The organism is Rugamonas fusca (genome assembly GCF_014042365.1).
In the GTDB taxonomy this organism is placed as follows: Bacteria; Pseudomonadota; Gammaproteobacteria; order Burkholderiales; family Burkholderiaceae_D; genus Rugamonas; species Rugamonas fusca.
Window position 1 is genome coordinate 139,523 of the sequence record NZ_JACEZS010000003.1, and the last position, 16,581, is coordinate 156,103.

A 16,581-nucleotide genomic window follows, 5' to 3' on the forward strand; every position below is an offset into this window, starting at 1 on the left:
TTTGAAAGTTGAACGACACGCCATCATGGAAGCCCTGTACCTACTCATCCCCCTCAGCGTGCTGCTGGTGTTCGGCGCCCTGTGGCTGTTCTTCCGGGCCGCCGACCATGGCCAGTTCGACGACCTGGTGGGCCCCGGCCTGCGCGTGTTGCAGGACGATGACCGCCCGCCCGCACCGGACGACAAAAAACCTGATTGAAATCCAGCCAGCCGTCACCATATGGCTTCATTCCGGCAATTTTGATCCAAATCAAAGATTTTTGAAGTCCTTCCTCGTACCCTTTGATCCACATCATCGAAGCGTTCTCAGGAGAACATCAAGTGGATCAAGCACTGAACTACAACTACAAGGTCGTGAAGCAATTCGCGATCGCTACGGTAGTCTGGGGCATAATCGGCATGCTGGTGGGCGTCATTGTCGCCGCCCAGCTGGCATGGCCGGCTCTGAACCTGGACATCCCCTGGCTGACTTATGGACGGCTACGCCCGCTCCATACCAACGCCGTCATTTTCGCCTTTGGCGTCAGTGGCCTGTTCGCCACGTCCTATTACGTTGTCCAGCGCACCTGCCAGGTGCGTTTATTCTCTGACAAGCTGGCCGCCTTCACGTTCTGGGGCTGGCAAGCCGTCATTCTTTCCGCCGTGATCACCCTGCCCATGGGCCTGACCCGCGGCAAGGAATACGCTGAACTGGAATGGCCGATCACGATCCTGATCGCCATCGTGTGGGTGGCCTATGCCACCGTGTTCTTCGGCACCCTGATCACCCGCAAGGTCAAGCACATCTACGTGGCCAACTGGTTCTTCGGCGGCTACATCCTGGCCGTGACCCTGCTGCACGTGGTCAACGGCGCCAGCCTGCCCGTGTCGGCCTTCAAGTCCTACTCGGCCTACGCCGGCGTGCAGGACGCCATGATCCAGTGGTGGTATGGCCACAACGCCGTGGGCTTCATCCTCACGGCCGGCTACCTGGGCATGGTCTACTACTTCATCCCCAAGCAGGCCGAGCGTCCCGTGTACTCGTATCGTTTGTCGATCGTGCACTTCTGGGCCCTGATCTTCACCTACATGTGGGCCGGCCCACACCACCTGCACTACACCGCGCTGCCTGACTGGACCCAGTCGCTGGGCATGGTGTTCTCGCTGATCCTGCTGGCACCGTCGTGGGGCGGCATGATCAACGGCATCATGACGCTGTCGGGCGCATGGCACAAGCTGCGTACCGACCCTATCCTGAAATTCATGATCGTCTCGCTGTCGTTCTACGGCATGGCCACCTTCGAAGGCCCGATGATGTCGATCAAGACCGTCAACTCGCTGTCGCACTACACCGACTGGGGCATCGCCCACGTCCACGGCGGCGCACTGGGCTGGGTGGGCTTCATCACCATGGGCTCGATCTACTACCTGCTGCCACGCCTGTCGGGCCAGCAGAAGATGTGGAGCACCAAGCTGATCGACGTGCACTTCTGGGTCGCCACCATCGGTATCGTGCTGTACATCGCCGCCATGTGGATCGCCGGCGTGATGCAGGGCCTGATGTGGCGCGCTGTCAATCCGGACGGCACCCTGACCTACACCTTCGTGGAAGGCGTCAAGGCCACCTATCCGTACTACGTGGTGCGGGTCTGCGGCGGCCTGTTGTACCTGACCGGCATGTGCCTGATGGGTTACAACACCTACATGACGCTGCGCAACCGGGAAACGGCCGTGGCCCGCATCCCCGCGCTGGCCACCAAGCACGCCTAACTCTGGAGCCGACAAATGAAATTTACGCATGAATGGATCGAGACCAAGCCCTGGCTGCTGATCGCCCTGGTCACGCTGGTGGTCAGCGTGGGCGGCGCGGTCGAGATCATCCCCCTGTTCTTCCAGAAGTCGACCACCGAGCCGGTGGCCGGCCTGAAACCCTACTCGGCGCTGCGCCTGACGGGCCGCGACATCTACGTGCGCGAAGGCTGCTACAACTGCCACTCGCAGATGATCCGCCCGTTCCGCGCTGAAACGGAACGCTATGGCCACTACTCGGTGGCCGGCGAGTACGTGTACGACCGTCCGTTCCAGTGGGGTTCCAAGCGCACCGGGCCCGACCTGGCCCGCGTGGGTGGCCGCTACAGCGACGAATGGCACAAGACGCACTTGAACAATCCACGTGACGTGGTGCCGGAATCGAACATGCCGAACTACCCATGGCTGTCGCAGAACAAGCTCGACCCATCGGAGATCCAGCCCAAGATGCGCGCGCTGCGCACGCTGGGCCATCCGTACACGGACGCGGAGATCGCCGCCGCCCCGGACGAGCTGAAAGACAAGACTGAAGAAGATGCCCTGATCGCCTACCTGCAAGGCCTGGGTACCGCAATCAAGACGAGGAACTAGTCATGGCACTCGAGACCATTTTTGATAACGCCAGCAGCGTGATGACGGTGATCTCCTTCATCACCTTCGTCGGCATCCTGTGGTGGACCTATTCGGGCCACCGCGCATCCGCATACGCGACCGCGGCCCAGCTGCCGTTCGCCGATGACGAGGAGCATACCCATGTCTGATTTCACCAGCGGTTTCTGGAACATTTACATCGTCGTCCTGACCATGCTGGGCGTGTTTGGCTGCGCCATCCTGCTGTACTCGCAGTCCAAGATCAAGGCCGACCCGAACCAGCAGCATGACGGCCCGGTCGGCACCACCGGCCACATCTGGGATGAGGATTTGACGGAACTGAACACCCCGATGCCCCGCTGGTGGATGTTCCTGTTCTACATCACCATCATCTTCGCACTGGCCTATCTGTTCCTGTATCCGGGCCTGGGTACCTACAAGGGCAAGCTGGGCTGGACTTCCAGCGGCCAGCACGCGGCGGAACTGAAGCAGGCCGAGAACGACTACGGCCCGCTGTTCAACCAGTACCTGAAGCAGGACCTGAAGGCCGTGGCGGCCGATCCCAAGGCGCACGCCATGGGCGAACGCCTGTTCCTGACCTACTGCGCGCAGTGCCATGGTTCGGACGCCCGCGGCAACAAGGGCTTCCCCAACCTGACCGACAAGGACTGGCTGCACGGCGGCTCGCCCGACATCATCAAGACCACCATCATGGGCGGCCGTCACGGCGTGATGCCACCGATGGGCGCGGCGCTGGGCGGAGACAAGGATGTCGAAAACGTGGCAAACTACGTGCTGAGCTTGTCCGGTTCCACACACGACCCCATCAAGGCCGTGTTCGGCAAGGCCAAGTTTGGCGCCTGCATGGCCTGCCACGGCGCCGACGCGCATGGCAACCAGGCCTTGGGCACGCCTAACCTGACGGACAAGATCTGGCTCTACGGTGGTAGCCTGGAAACCATCATGGAAACCATCCGCAAGGGCCGCAACAACACGATGCCGGCCTTTGGCGAGTTCCTCGGTGAAGGCAAGGTCCACGTGCTGGCCGCCTATATCTGGAGCCTGTCCAACACCCCCGGCACAGCCGAGGTGGCGGCCACCGCCGACACCACCGCCGCTGCCGCCAAGCCGTAAAGAAGCAATGCGATGAATGCGCCACAACCTCAAGTCATCAAGATGTATGCGGCGCGGGAGGAAATCTACCCGCGCGAAACCAAGGGCCGCTACGCCAGCCTGCGCTGGGTCTTTGTCTGGCTGACCCAGCTGGTCTTTTACGGCTTCGCCTGGCTGCAGTGGAATGGCCGCCAGGCCCTGCTGTTCGATCTGGCGGCCCGCAAGTTCTACATCTTTGGCCTGGTGTTGTGGCCGCAGGATTTCATCTACCTGGCGGCGTTGCTCATCATCTGCGCCTACCTGCTGTTCCTGGCCACGGCCGTGGCCGGGCGCGTGTGGTGCGGCTTCGCCTGCCCCCAGACGGTCTACACGGAAATCTTCCTGTGGATAGAACGTAAGATCGAAGGCAAGCGCAGCGCGCGCATGCTGCTCGACAAGCAAGGCCCCTCGCTCAAGAAGTTCCTCAAGAAAACCACCAAACACGTCGTCTGGGCCGCCCTGGCCCTGTGGACCGGCTTCACCTTCGTCGGTTATTTCACCCCCATCAAGCAACTGGCGGCCGAAGTGACCACCCTCAGTTTCGGTCCGTGGGAATGGTTCTGGGTGGTGTTCTACGCCTTCGCCACCTACGGCAACGCCGGCTGGATGCGCGAGCAAGTGTGCAAATACATGTGCCCGTATGCCCGCTTCCAGAGCTCGATGTTCGACCGCGACACCCTGATCATCACCTACGACAGCAAGCGCGGCGAGCCGCGCGGCGCCCGTAGCAAGAACGCCGACGTCAGCAAGCTGGGCGACTGCATCGACTGCACCATGTGCGTCCAGGTGTGCCCGACCGGCATCGACATCCGCAAGGGCCTGCAATATGAATGCATCGGCTGCGCGGCCTGCATCGACGCCTGCAACGGCGTGATGGACAAGATCGACCTGCCACGCGGCCTGATCCGTTACAGCACGGACCACGCGATGGCGGAAAACTACACGACGGCCCAGATCCGGGCCCACGCGCTGCGTCCGCGCGTGCTGATCTACACCGGCATCCTGTGCCTGATCGTGGCGGCCGTGGGCACCGCCCTGTGGCTGCGCACGCCGCTGAAGATGGACGTGATCCGCGACCGCGGCGCCATGGGCCGCGAAGTCGAGGATGGCATGATCGAGAACGTGTACCGCCTGCAGATCATGAACACCACCGAGCAAGCCCACACCTACCGCATCCGCGTGTCGGGCATGGAGCACCTGCACCAGGTGACGGCCGACACGGTCAAGGTGGGTGCCACGGAAACGCTGGCCTACCCGATCCGCCTGCGCGCCGAACACGAGTCCGGCCACAAGGGTTCCAACAAGATCGAGGTGGAGCTGGAGGCGCTCGACGACCCCAGCCTGCACGTGCGTGAACATGCGGTCTTCATCGTACCGCGCTAAACAGCAAGGAGTAACCGTATGGCACAAGTGATCCCCATCGACCAGCAGGCGCGCAGCCTGCCCTGGTACCGCCACCGCTGGCCCTGGCTGCTGATGCTGGGCCCGTTCCTGGTGATCGTGGCCGGCAGCTACACCATGTGGCTGGCCTACACGCGCCAGGACGCGCTGGTGGTGGGCGACTATTACAAGCAGGGCAAGGCCATCAACCAGGACTTGCGGCGCGACCGCGTGGCCACCGCGCTCAAGCTGGATGTGGCGCTGCGCTACGATCCGGAGCAGGGCGAGCTGATGGGCCGGCTGGACAGCCCCGTGAAAGCCCAGCCTGGCCGATTGCTGCTGCACCTGGCCCACGCCACGCTGCCGGAAAAGGATGTACAACTGGTGGTGCAGCCGGACGCCGATGGCGCCTTCACGGTGGCGCTGCCCATGCTCGAGCGCAGCCGCTGGCTGGTGCAGGTGGAGAGCGAGAAACGCGACTGGCGCCTCGACGGCGTGTGGAACTGGCCGGCCGAACGCGAAATCCAGCTGCGCGCCGATACGCCCTCCAACGCCCCCGCCGAATAAATACCACGCAGAAAAATCGGGGACGTAACACCATTTCGCCTGGCGGCAATATGGTGTTACGTCCCCGATTTATTTTGCGGGAAACTCAGGCGCAGGTGCGGGTGCCGGCCGTGATGGCTTTCAGCATGGCGGGATTGAGCAACTCGATTTCGCGGTTGCTGACCCGCAGCATGCCTTCCTTCTTGAACTTGGACAGCAGCCGGCTGACGCTTTCGATGGTCAGCCCCAGGTAGTTGCCGATTTCCTCACGCGTCATGCGCAGCTGGAAGGTGGTGGCCGAATAACCGCGCGCCTCGTAGCGCGAGGACAGGTTGACCAGGAAGGCGGCGAAGCGCTGGGTGGCCTGCATATTGCCCAGCAATAGCATCACGCTTTGTTCACGCGTGATCTCCTGGCTCATCATGCGGTGGAAGTGGCGCAGCAAGGTTGGCATATCGACCAGCAATTGCTGCAGGCTGCCGAACGGGATATCGCACACTTCGCTGTCTTCGAGCGCGATGGCGTTGCAGTGGTGGCGGTCGGTGCTGATGGCGTCCATGCCCAGCAGCTCGCCGGCCATCTGGAACCCCGTGATCTGCTCGGCGCCGTCCGGGTTGACCTGGAATGTCTTGAAGTGGCCCAGCCGGATCGCGTACAGGCTGGCGAACGGATCGCCGATGCGGAACAGGGTGGCGCCACGCGGCACCTTGCGGCGCCGGCCGATGATCTGGTCGAGGCGCTCCATGTCGGCGGTATCGAGCCCCATGGGCAAACACAGCTGGTGCATGCTGCAGCTGGAACAGCGCGCCCGCAACGCTTCCACCGACACACCCGGCAAGACTAGGGAGGGAAGAGCTTGTATCATGGCGCCAGTGTAGCCGATTTGCCGCCAGATGCCGGCAAAGCCGCACTCATCCAATCAAGTATTGCTGTCAGAAACGTGCGGCTTGCGCCTGCCGGCCGAGGGCTGCTATCGTTCCTGTCATGGACAGTCATCGCCGCGCGCCTGCCCCCCAGGTGGCCATGCGCCGCGGGCCGTCGCGCTCCACTCGCAAGGACCCCATGAAGCCCCTCGGCATCAAAGCCAAAGTCGTGCTGGCCACCAGTCTCACCTCGATCGTGATGATCGCGCTGGTGACCGTGGTGCAGACGCAACGCATGCGCGACGATTTCACCAAAGTCCTGTTCGACCAGCAAACGGCGCTGATCAACCGCACGGCCGAGGAACTGGATGACAAATTGCTCATGTTGCTCAACATCGTGGAACGCTCGGCCAGGCTGCAGCCGCCCGCCATCGCCGCCTCCACCGGGCAATTGCGGGCCTATTACAGCGAGCGCGCCGTGCTGTCGCTGTTCGACGACTTGCTGGTGCTGGGCCCCGATGGCGCCATCGTGGCCGACCTGCCGCCCGTGCCGGCGCGCATGGGGGTGAGCGCGGCCGACCGCGCCTTCTTCCAGCAAGTGATGCGCACCCATCAGCCCATGATCACGGAACCGTTGATCGGCAAGACCGGCAAGCAACCGATCGTGCAGATGGCCGCGCCCGTGTTCGACGCCCAGGGCCGCGTGGTGTGCGTGCTGGTGGGCGTGCTGCGGCTGTACAAGGACAACCTGCTGGGCCACCTGCGCACGGCCAAGGTGGGCCGCAGCGGCTATTATTTCGCCCTCACCCGCACCGCCAAGCCGGTGTACGTGCTCCATCCCGACCCCAAACGGCTGCTGCAGCCGCGCCCGCCCAACGCCAACCCGGCCACCACGCGCGCGCTGCGCGAAGGCTTCGAGGGCACGGTGATCTCCACCAACAGTACCGGCGTGCGGGCGCTGACCAGCCTGAAGTCGCTCAAGTCGGTCGACTGGGTGCTGGGCGCCTCGCTGCCGGCCGAGGAAGCGTTCGAGCCGTTCAACGGCGTGCTGACCCGCTTGGCCCTGTGGAGCGCGCTGGCCGCCGCGCTGGGTGCGGCCCTGATCGGCTGGCTCACGCTGCGCCTGATGGCGCCGCTGCTGCGGCTGCACGAAGCCATCGTGCGCCTGCGCCGCGACACCAGCCACTTCACGCCGCTGCCGGTGTCCAGCCGCGACGAGATCGGCCAGCTGACCACGGCCTTCAACAGCCTGATGCATGAACGGCTGGCGGCCGACGCCCGCCTGCAGCGGCTGATCGAACTGGCGCCCAACGCCATCGTCGTGGTGGATGGCGCCGGCCGCGTGGAAACCTTCAACCGCGAGGCCGAACGCTGCTTTGGCTACGCGCGCGCCGACATCATCGGCCAGCCGCTGGAAATGCTGATGCCGGAGCGGCTGCGCACGCGGCACGCGGGCCACCGGCTGCAGTTCGTGTCCAGCCGCCTGAGCGACGAGCCGGTACGCATGGGCAAGGGCGCCGCGCTGCTGGGCCTGCGCCGCGACGGCAGCGAGTTCCCCATCGAAGTGAACCTGAGCGCCGTGCGCACCGACCAGGGCACCAAGGTGCTGGCCGTGATCGCCGACGTGACCGAGCCGCAGCGCCTGCGCGGCGAGCTCGAGGCGCGCGCGCGGGAACTGGAACGCGAGCGCGACCGGGCCGAGGCGGCCAACCGGGCCAAGAGCGATTTCGTGGCCAACATGAGCCATGAGATCCGCACCCCGATGAACGCCGTGCTGGGCATGGTCTACCTGCTGGGCAACACGGCGCTCACGCCGCAGCAGCGCAAATACCTGACCATGGTGCGCATGTCGGGCCAGTCGCTGCTGGCCATCCTCAACGACGTGCTCGACTTCTCCAAGATCGAGGCGCGCCGCATGGAACTGTCGCCCACGGAATTCGAGCTCGACGAGGTGCTCAACACGCTGGCCACCACCATGACCATGAGCGCCGGCGACAAGGAACTGGAGCTGGCCATCGAAGTGGAGCCGGACGTGCCGCGGCTGCTGCGCGGCGACGCGCTGCGGCTGCAGCAGGTGCTGGTCAACCTGGCCGGCAACGCCATCAAGTTCACGGCCCAGGGCGAGGTGGTGGTGCGCGTGGCGCGCGACAGCCAGGACGGCCTGGCGCCCGGCTCGGCACGGCTGCGCTTCGAGGTGCGCGACACGGGCATCGGCATCACCGACCAGCAACAGGCCCAGCTGTTCACGGCCTTTTCCCAGGGCGACGAAAGCATCACGCGCCGCTTCGGCGGCACGGGACTGGGGCTGGCCATCAGCAAGCGGCTGATCGAGATGATGGGCGGACGCATCGAGGTGAGCAGCGTGGTGGGCCAGGGCGCGCGCTTCTGGTTCACGCTGCCGTTCGAGGTGCTGGCCGCGCAGGACAAGCCGCGCCGCGCGCCCGCACTGGGTCCGCTGCGGGTGCTGGTGGCCGACGACAACCGCACCAGCCGCGAACTGATCGGCAAGCTGATCCGGGCCTGGGGCTGGCAGGCCGACGAAGTGGACTCGGCCACGGCGGCGCTGGCGCGCTACCGGGTCCAGCGCGAGGCCGGCCGTCCCTACGACGTGGTGCTGGCCGACTGGCACATGGCCGACATGGGCGGCCTGGCCGCCGCCAAGGCCATCTGCCAGGCGTCCCATGGCGGCAAGCAGCCCATCGTGGTGATGATCAACGCGTTCGCGCTGGACCGGCTGGAGGAGATTTCCAGCGCGCCCGAGACGGACGTGGTGCTGGTCAAGCCCATCACCAGTTCCAACCTGTTCGACGCGCTGCACCAGGCGCTGGCCGCCAACGCCGAGGGCACGAACGCGCCGGCGCCCGCGCATGGCATCACCGGCCGCCTGCACGGCGTGCACCTGCTGCTGGTGGAGGACAACCTGCTGAACCAGACGGTGGCGCGCGGCATCCTGGAGCAGGCCGGCGCCACGCTGGACGTGGTGGGCGATGGCCAGCAAGCCGTGGACCTGTTGCGCAGCTCGGCCGGCCACTACGACGCCGTGCTGATGGACATGCAGATGCCGGTGCTGGACGGCTTCAGCGCCACCCGCATCCTGCGCCAGGAACTGGGCTTGCGCCTGCCCGTGATCGCCATGACGGCCGGGGTGCTGGCGTCCGAACGCAGCCGCTGCGTGGAGGCCGGCATTTCCGACTTCATCCCCAAGCCGGTCGAGGTGGAACAGATGCTGGCCGTGATCGAGCGCCAGTTGCCGGCCGCGCCGGCCCGCGCGGCGTCCGTGGCGACGCCGCCAGCTCCGTCCGGGGCGGCCCCTGCCGCCGTCGACGACAGCGGGCCGGCCGATGCCGCCGCGTTCAACATGGACAGCCTGATGCGCGTGATGGGCAAGGATGCCAGGGGCCGCGAAGTGATGTTCAAGATGGTGCGGGGCGTGCTCGACGGGGGCATGGCGCCGTTGACGGACGCCGCCACGGCGCTGCGCGAGGGCCGCCCGCGCGACGCGGCCAAGCTCTACCACGGTCTGCGCGGCGCCGTCGGTGTGCTGGGCGCCAAGCGCCTGGTGCAGGCCACGCTGGCGGCCGAAGCGGCCATCGCCGAGGGCCGGGACGGGGAAGCCCAGGCGCACTGGCAAGCCGTGCAGGCGGCGCTGGCGGCCACGCTGGAGCAAGCCCGCGCCTGGCTGGCGCACGAGCAGGGCTGACGGCCGCTGCCAGCGCGGCTCAATCCTGCTTCGGTTCCGCCTTGTTATCGCCCAGATACTTGCGGTAGATGGCGTCGAAATGTCCGTTTTCCTTGATGTGCTTGAGGCCCGCGTTGAAATCGTCGCGGTAGCGCTTGTTCCAGAACACGGCGCGGTAATCCATGGGGTTGAACTTGACGAAGCTTTGCTCCGTCACGGGCCGCAGCTGGATCGATTTGTTCAGCGACAGCAGCAGCGTGAAATAGCGGAAGATGTTGCGGTCGCTGAGCACCACGTCATAGCGTCCCTTGTCGAGCGTGAGCACTTGCAGCGCCTGGTCGTTCTGCTCGAAATAGCGGCCCGCCTTGTTCACCGCCCCCAGCCAGTCCGGATAGCGCTTGGCGCCGCCGGGAAAGGACAGCACGCTCAAGCCCTTCAAGTCCTCGGGCTTGCGGATCACGATGTTGCGCTCCTTGAGCGTGATGAACACGTTATCGTAGAACACGGCCGGGTCGGCGTAGTAGGCGCCCACGGCCGTCATGTCCTGGCCCAGGTCCGTCATGGCCGCGTCCACCTGGTGCGACTTGAAGGCGACGGGAATCCGGGCGAACGAATAGTAGACGGGCTTGAGCACGTGGCCACGGAACGCCAGCGCCTGGCTCAGCACTTCGATCTCGATGCCGGAATTGGTTTCGGGGAAGCAGAACGGCGGAATTTTCTCGCCGAACGCCATGGTGATCTCATCGGCGCGCGCCAGCGCCATCGCCCCGCACCACAACGCCGCCACCGCCAGCCGGCACCAGCGCCGTCCCCCCCTGCGCGCAGCCATGACACACTCCGTTCAGAACTGGTGGCGCATGCCCGCCGCGATCACGCGCCGCGTGCCACCGGGCAGCGTGACCTGGTAACTGGCCGCGCCGTCGTTGCTCAACTGTGAACCGATCAGATACAAATTGGTACGCCTGGACAGCGTGTGATAGTAGGCCAGCGCCAGCTGGGTGGCGTCGGCGTCGCGGTTGGCGAAGTCGCTCTTGTGCACGTAGTCGGCCGCGATCAGGTGGCGGCCCACGGGCACGCTCAGGCCAAACAGGGTGTCGCGCGTGTCGAGCGTGCTGTCGTTGCGGCTGCGGGCCAGCACCAGCCAGCCCTTGATGCGGCCGAAATCATAACTGCCGCCCAGCAGGTGGCTGCGGGCCAGCTTCATGCCCAGCGCGTCGTTGGCGCTGTGCCAGGCCAGCACCACGTTGAGCGGACCGGCCGTGTAGCCGATGTCGCCGCTGAGCTGGCGGTTGGCCTGGCTGTTGCCCGCCGCTTCGCCGGCGCCATAGGCCAGGTCGCCATACACGCCGCCCAGCGTGGGCGGCAGCGAATACTTGACCGTGTTGTCCATGCGCACGCCGGAATCGTAGAACACCCGCGTCGATTCGCCGGGGCCCTTGGCGTCGAACGGGTCATTGGTGGCGATGGCGCCGAAATAGGGCGTGAACATGCGGCCGGCGCGCACGGCGCCGAACGGCCCGCTCAAGCCCACCCATGACTGGCTGCCGAAGGGCCGGCCGGCAAACGAGGGCTGGCCGGTGTCGGCCTCGATCTGGGATTCCACGTCGAAGATGGCGCGCAAGCCGCTGCCCAGGTCTTCCGATCCCTTGATGCCGAGCCGGCTGGCCGTCTGCTGGCCGCTGTCGACCTTGGTGACGCGCTTGCCGGCGTCGCTGTCGGACGTGACGGCCAGGTCCAGCACGCCGTACACCTCGACCTGGGCGTGCGCCAGCGCCGGCGGCAGCGCCAATGCGATGCATAACGGTATAAATCGTTTCACGCTGAACCTCCGGGGCATGGCGGGCCATGACGGCGGTGGGCGCCAGGCGGGCCGATGGCGGGTCTGGCGATGCAAGTCACCGCTGATTAACTGTTGTACTCCGTGGCGTGTCACGGGTCAATAATTTGTACCCGCGCGGCAACAGGAGAATGCGGCAAGGAGCGCCGTCCAGGGGAGCGGACCAGGCGCGCCACGCGGCATGGAAACAACAGCTGGCGGGCCCCGGGCGCCGGCCTGCCGGGCAGGTGCAGCCGCGCGCGGCGCGGACGGCAGCGGCAAACACGGTCATGCCTTGCTTCTAGGCAAGAATGTACGGTATCGTAGCGGTCGCCACAGCGTATGCGATGCGCTACCATAGGCCTTTACAATAACCCAACCTTTTTCTGGAGACCGCTATGCCACGCCAAGAAGTCACACTCGACGAAGTCACGGCGGCGGCCACCAGCCTGCAGGACGAGGGCAGGGACGTGTCGCTCGACACCGTGCGCGAGGTGCTGGGCGGCGGCTCGGCGCCCACCATCCACCGGCACCTGGCCGCATGGCGCGGGCGCGCAGCGCTGGCCCAGGCCGAGCGCGACATGGCCGACCTGATCAAGGCCGGCGAAGAACTCGAAGGCGAGCGCGACGAACTGCAGGCGCAACTGGCCAGCGTGACCATCGCGCGTGACCAGGCGCTGGCGCTGTCGGCCGAACAGACGGAGGACATCGAACGGTTGCGGGCCGAGCTGCGCGACGCGCGCCAGGTGGCCACGGATGCGCTCGTGGGCAAGGCCAAGGACCAGCTGGCCATCGACGGCAAGGATGCCCAGCTGGCCGACCTGCGCCAGCAGATCGAACGCAATGTGGCCGCGTCGGCGGCCCTGTCGGACGCCCGCCTGAAGGCCGAAATGGAACTGGTGGGCGCCGTCACGGCGCGCGACAACTTCGAAGCCGATGCGAAGGAACTGCGCAGCAAGCTCGACAAGTCCAACGCCGAGCGCATCGCCCTGCGGGCCGAACTCGAAGCGCTCAAGGCGAGCGCTTGAGGTGTCTGCCTGAAGCGCTCGCCTGAAGTGAACCAAGTAGGGCCAGGATCGTAATCACCGTTGAATAGCCGGCCCGCCGCTACGCTGCGGCATCCGGCTGCCGCCCCATGCCCATCGCCCGCGTACTCGTCGTTGAAGACGAACCCCACATCGCCAAGCTGCTTTGCCAGTTCCTCAATGGCGAAGGCTACGAGGCCACGGCCGTCGCCAGCGGCGAGCTGGCGCTGGCCCACGCGCGCGCCAGCGCGCCCGACGTCATCATCCTGGACTTGATGTTGCCGGGCATGGACGGCATCGACACCTGCCTGGCGCTGCGCCAGTTCTACGTCAAGCCGGTGCTGATGCTGACCGCGCACGAGGGCGAGATGCAGGAAGTGATCGCGCTCAATGCCGGCGTGGACGATTTCATGCAGAAGCCGATCCGGCCCCATATCCTGAAAGCCCGCCTGCAGGCGCTGTTGCGGCGCCATACACCGGCGCCGTCCACGCTGACGGTGGGCGGCCTGCGCATCGAGCGCGACTGCCGGCGCGTGTCCTGCGATGGCCAGCCGGTCGCACTGTCCGATGCCGAGTTCGAGCTGCTGTGGGCGCTGGCCAGCCGCGCCGGCGAGGTGGTGTCGCGCGACGACTTGTTCCAGCGCTTGCGCAGCAAGGATTATGACGGTCTCGATCGCTCCATCGACATGCGGGTATCGAAGTTGCGCAAGAAGCTGGCCGCCCACACCGACCGCGAACTGATCCGCACACTGCGCCAGCTAGGCTATGTGTTCATCGCGGGCTGACGCATGAAGCGCCTGTTCCTGAAGATCTATGTCCTGATCATGGGCAGCGTGCTGGTATCGCTACTGGCCATCAACTACCTCAACGATGCGTTCTACACGCACGAAATCGAAGGCGAATACCTGGCCAAGACGGCCATGCTGACGCAGGCGATACGGCGCGACCTGGCGCGCGGCGCCAGCGAGCAGGAAACGCTGGCCTGGTGGCGCGCCCAATTGCACGACAACGAGATGGACGTCGAATGGATGCCGCTGGCGCGCCCCTTGCCACGCGCGCTCGTGCGCAAGGTCAGCGTCACCGAAGCGGAAGACCAGCTGGAAGTGCTGGTGCCGTTCGACGCGCATCGCGCCCTCAAGTTCAGCGTGGACGACCGCGCCGAACCCGGGGCGATGTGGGCCTATTACGGCGGCTATGCGGCGCTGTACCTGCTGCTGGGAGCCTTGATCTACGCGCTGACGTACCGGCTGTACCGCCACATCGACGCCATCCGGCTGCAGGCGCAACGGGTCGCGGAAGGCGACTACAGCCCGGCGCCGCCCGCCCCGGCCGACAGCGCGTTCAGCGGGCTGCGCGCGGACCTCGACCACATGACGCGCACCCTGGCGGAAAAGACCCAGGAAAACCACGTGCTGACGGCGGCCATCCACCATGAACTGCGCACCCCCATGACCCGACTGCGGCTGGCGCTGGATATGGCGCTGCTCACACCACGGCCGCACGAAGTACCCGAACTGCTGCAGGAGATGGACGGCGCGCTGGACGACTTGTCACACCTGATGGACGATGTGCTGACGCTGTCGCGCCTGCGCCTGGCCCAGCAGGCGCCGCCGCGCGAGGAAGTGGCGCTGGACCAGTTGCTGGCGCAATGCGCGCGGCGCCTCGACGATGGACGTATCAGCCTGGCGCTGGTCCCGTGCCGGCTGCACGCCAACCGCCCGCTGCTGGAACGCGCACTCTGCAACCTGATCGAGAACGCGTGCAAGTACGCGCACGCGCACGTCGCGATTACCTTGACGGCGGACGCTGACGGGATAGAACTCGATATCAGCGATGACGGCCCCGGCATCCCCGAAGCGGCGCGCGAGATGGTGCGGCAACCCTTCTTCCGCGTCGACAAGCACCGCAACCGCAGCACGGGCGGCGTGGGCCTGGGGCTGGCGATCGCCGACCTGGCCCTCAAAGACAGTGGCGCCCATTGGACCATAGGCAGCAGCCTATGGGGTGGCGCGTCATGCCGGTTGCGCTGGCCGTACGTGTGCTGACATGCGGTGACAATTTGGCCGCCAAGGTGACGGACACCGGGCGCGCCTGCGCGTAGACTCGCACTCATTGAACTTGATGGAGTGGGGCATGAGTACAAACTTGAGCAAAAAACGACGTGAATTCCTGATGTGGACCGGCGCCTGCCTGGGAACGACGCTGCTGGCTGGCTGCGGCGAGGCCGATGGCGAGGAAACGCCGGCCAAGCCGGGGACGCCGGGCGCCGCCGACCAGGTGATCGTGATCGGCGCCGGCATCGCGGGCCTGGCCGCGGCGAGCAAATTGCGCCAGGCCGGCAAGCAGGTGGTGGTGCTGGAGGCGCGCGACCGCATCGGCGGCCGTATCCAGACCTCGCAGCGGTGGATGGATGCGAAAGTGGACCTGGGCGCGAGCTGGATCCACGGCGCCGGGCCGGACAACCCGGTGGCCAATCTGGCGCGCCAGATCGGCGCGCAACTGCTGACCACCAGCTTCGACAAGCGGCAAGTCTACGACAGCGATGGCGCCCGACTGGGGCCGGATGCGACGGATCAACTCGATGCGCTGGAAACGGCGCTCAACGGCGCGCTGCGCAAGGCGCAGGACGCCAATGCCGACCAGGCGGTGCAAACGGCGGCGCGCAACGGCCTCAATTACGCGGGCCGGCCCCAGGCTGAAAAGGACAAGATCGACTTCCTGGTCAATACCACGATCGAGCATGAATACGGCGGCGAAGCATCGCGCCTGTCCACGTACTGGTACAACAGCGACCTGTCCTATCGCGGCGACGAGGCGCTGTTCAAGGATGGCTACCAGGTGGTGATCAATCACCTGGCGCAGGGGCTGGATATCCGGCTCGGCCACGTCGTCAGCGCCGTCGATTATCACGCCAACGGCGGCGTGACGGTGACCACCAGCCAGGGCAGCTTCACGGGGCGGCGCGCGCTCATCACGCTGCCGCTGGGCGTGCTGCAGGCAGGGTCGGTCAGCTTCTCGCCCGCGCTGCCCGGCGACAAGCAAACGGCCATCTCCCAATTGGGCATGGGGCTGCTCAACAAGTGCTACCTGCGCTTTCCCCACGCTTTCTGGGACACCAATGCGGACTGGCTCAACTACATCCCCGATGGTGCCAGCTATGGCCAGTGGGCCGAATGGGTCAGCTTCGCGCGCCCGAGCGGCCAGCCCATCCTGCTGGGCTTCAACGCGGCGGCGTTCGGCCGGGAAATGGAAAGCTGGAGCGATACGCGCATCGTCAACAGCGCCATGGCGACGCTGCGCAAGATTTACGGCAACAACATTCCCGATCCGACGGACTGGATGATCACGCGCTGGGGATCCGATCCGTACGCGCGCGGCGCCTATTCCTGCCATACGCTGGGCAGCAAACCGGAAATGCGCACCAGCCTGGCCAGCAACGTCGGCAACCTGCTGTTCTTCGCCGGCGAAGCGACGGAACGCCAGCACTACCAGACCGTGCACGGCGCCTACCAGTCCGGCCTGCGTGCGGCGGACGAGATCCTGGCGCTCTAAGCCGCAAGATTGCGGGATGCCGGCTGGCCGCGGCATCCCCACTGCGTCAATAGTGGCAGCGGCGGGCGGCCACGGCAATCACGTCGGCCGCCAGCGCATAGACCAAGCGATGTCTTCCTTTCACACCCAAAAGATATCGCTTCCAGGGGCTATGGGAGCCTATATGGGCTGACAACATAGGCCAGAATG

General features: G+C 65.7%; 15 protein-coding genes. 12 read left to right on the top strand and 3 right to left on the bottom strand.

Annotated elements, in window-relative coordinates; all coding sequences use genetic code 11:
- Positions 1–25 precede the first annotated feature (25 nt).
- From ccoS to H3H36_RS05435, 7 genes are all read left to right on the top strand, one after another.
- The gene (ccoS, locus tag H3H36_RS05405) at positions 26–199 is read left to right on the top strand and encodes a cbb3-type cytochrome oxidase assembly protein CcoS (protein ID WP_182214966.1); all 174 of its coding nucleotides are present in this window, start codon (positions 26–28) and stop codon (positions 197–199) included.
- 122 nt (positions 200–321) lie between these two features.
- The gene (ccoN, locus tag H3H36_RS05410; RefSeq protein WP_182214968.1) at positions 322–1,749 is read left to right on the top strand and encodes a cytochrome-c oxidase, cbb3-type subunit I; all 1,428 of its coding nucleotides are present in this window, start codon (positions 322–324) and stop codon (positions 1,747–1,749) included.
- A 15-nt stretch (positions 1,750–1,764) separates the two neighbouring features.
- A complete protein-coding gene (gene ccoO, locus H3H36_RS05415; RefSeq protein ID WP_182214970.1) occupies positions 1,765–2,379 on the top strand; it encodes a cytochrome-c oxidase, cbb3-type subunit II in 615 nt (204 codons plus the stop codon).
- A 2-nt stretch (positions 2,380–2,381) separates the two neighbouring features.
- Positions 2,382–2,549: a cbb3-type cytochrome oxidase subunit 3 gene (locus tag H3H36_RS05420; protein ID WP_182160878.1), complete on the top strand. Its 168-nt coding sequence runs from the start codon at positions 2,382–2,384 to the stop codon at positions 2,547–2,549.
- Positions 2,542–3,513, top strand: a complete 972-nt coding sequence (gene ccoP, locus H3H36_RS05425) for a cytochrome-c oxidase, cbb3-type subunit III (RefSeq protein WP_182214973.1) — start codon at positions 2,542–2,544, stop codon at positions 3,511–3,513. Before H3H36_RS05420 ends, ccoP begins: the two co-directional genes overlap by 8 nt.
- A 12-nt stretch (positions 3,514–3,525) precedes the next feature.
- Entirely contained in the window at positions 3,526–4,914 is a 1,389-nt protein-coding gene (gene ccoG, locus H3H36_RS05430; protein ID WP_182214975.1) for a cytochrome c oxidase accessory protein CcoG, read from the top strand.
- Positions 4,915–4,932: 18 nt separating this feature from the next.
- Positions 4,933–5,478: a FixH family protein gene (locus H3H36_RS05435; RefSeq protein WP_182214978.1), complete on the top strand. Its 546-nt coding sequence runs from the start codon at positions 4,933–4,935 to the stop codon at positions 5,476–5,478.
- Positions 5,479–5,563: 85 nt separating this feature from the next.
- Here the strand turns inward: H3H36_RS05435 and fnr are convergent, their stop codons facing one another.
- A complete protein-coding gene (gene fnr, locus H3H36_RS05440) occupies positions 5,564–6,322 on the bottom strand; it encodes a fumarate/nitrate reduction transcriptional regulator Fnr (RefSeq protein ID WP_182214979.1) in 759 nt (252 codons plus the stop codon).
- A 197-nt stretch (positions 6,323–6,519) separates the two neighbouring features.
- Here fnr and H3H36_RS05445 point away from each other — a divergent pair, with 197 nt between their 5' ends.
- Positions 6,520–10,020 (top strand): response regulator, encoded by a 3,501-nt coding sequence (locus H3H36_RS05445; protein ID WP_182214980.1) that lies wholly within the window; start codon positions 6,520–6,522, stop codon positions 10,018–10,020.
- Positions 10,021–10,039: 19 nt separating this feature from the next.
- Here the strand turns inward: H3H36_RS05445 and H3H36_RS05450 are convergent, their stop codons facing one another.
- The gene (locus H3H36_RS05450) at positions 10,040–10,828 is read right to left on the bottom strand and encodes a substrate-binding periplasmic protein (protein WP_182214981.1); all 789 of its coding nucleotides are present in this window, start codon (positions 10,826–10,828) and stop codon (positions 10,040–10,042) included.
- Positions 10,829–10,840: 12 nt separating this feature from the next.
- Positions 10,841–11,818, bottom strand: a complete 978-nt coding sequence (locus tag H3H36_RS05455) for a porin (protein WP_182214982.1) — start codon at positions 11,816–11,818, stop codon at positions 10,841–10,843.
- 395 nt (positions 11,819–12,213) lie between these two features.
- Here H3H36_RS05455 and H3H36_RS05460 point away from each other — a divergent pair, with 395 nt between their 5' ends.
- The 4 genes from H3H36_RS05460 to H3H36_RS05475 all read left to right on the top strand — a co-directional run bounded on the left by H3H36_RS05460 (position 12,214) and on the right by H3H36_RS05475 (position 16,392).
- Positions 12,214–12,843 (top strand): DNA-binding protein, encoded by a 630-nt coding sequence (locus H3H36_RS05460; RefSeq protein ID WP_229219757.1) that lies wholly within the window; start codon positions 12,214–12,216, stop codon positions 12,841–12,843.
- A 107-nt stretch (positions 12,844–12,950) separates the two neighbouring features.
- Entirely contained in the window at positions 12,951–13,625 is a 675-nt protein-coding gene (locus H3H36_RS05465; protein WP_182214983.1) for a response regulator transcription factor, read from the top strand.
- Between the two features lie 3 nt (positions 13,626–13,628).
- Positions 13,629–14,885 carry a sensor histidine kinase gene (locus H3H36_RS05470; RefSeq protein WP_182214985.1) on the top strand — a complete coding sequence of 419 codons (1,257 nt, stop codon included), beginning with the start codon at positions 13,629–13,631 and terminating at the stop codon, positions 14,883–14,885.
- A gap of 88 nt (positions 14,886–14,973) precedes the next feature.
- On the top strand, positions 14,974–16,392 hold the full coding sequence (locus H3H36_RS05475) for a flavin monoamine oxidase family protein (protein ID WP_311196579.1): 1,419 nt from the start codon (positions 14,974–14,976) through the stop codon (positions 16,390–16,392).
- Positions 16,393–16,581: the final 189 nt, after the last annotated feature.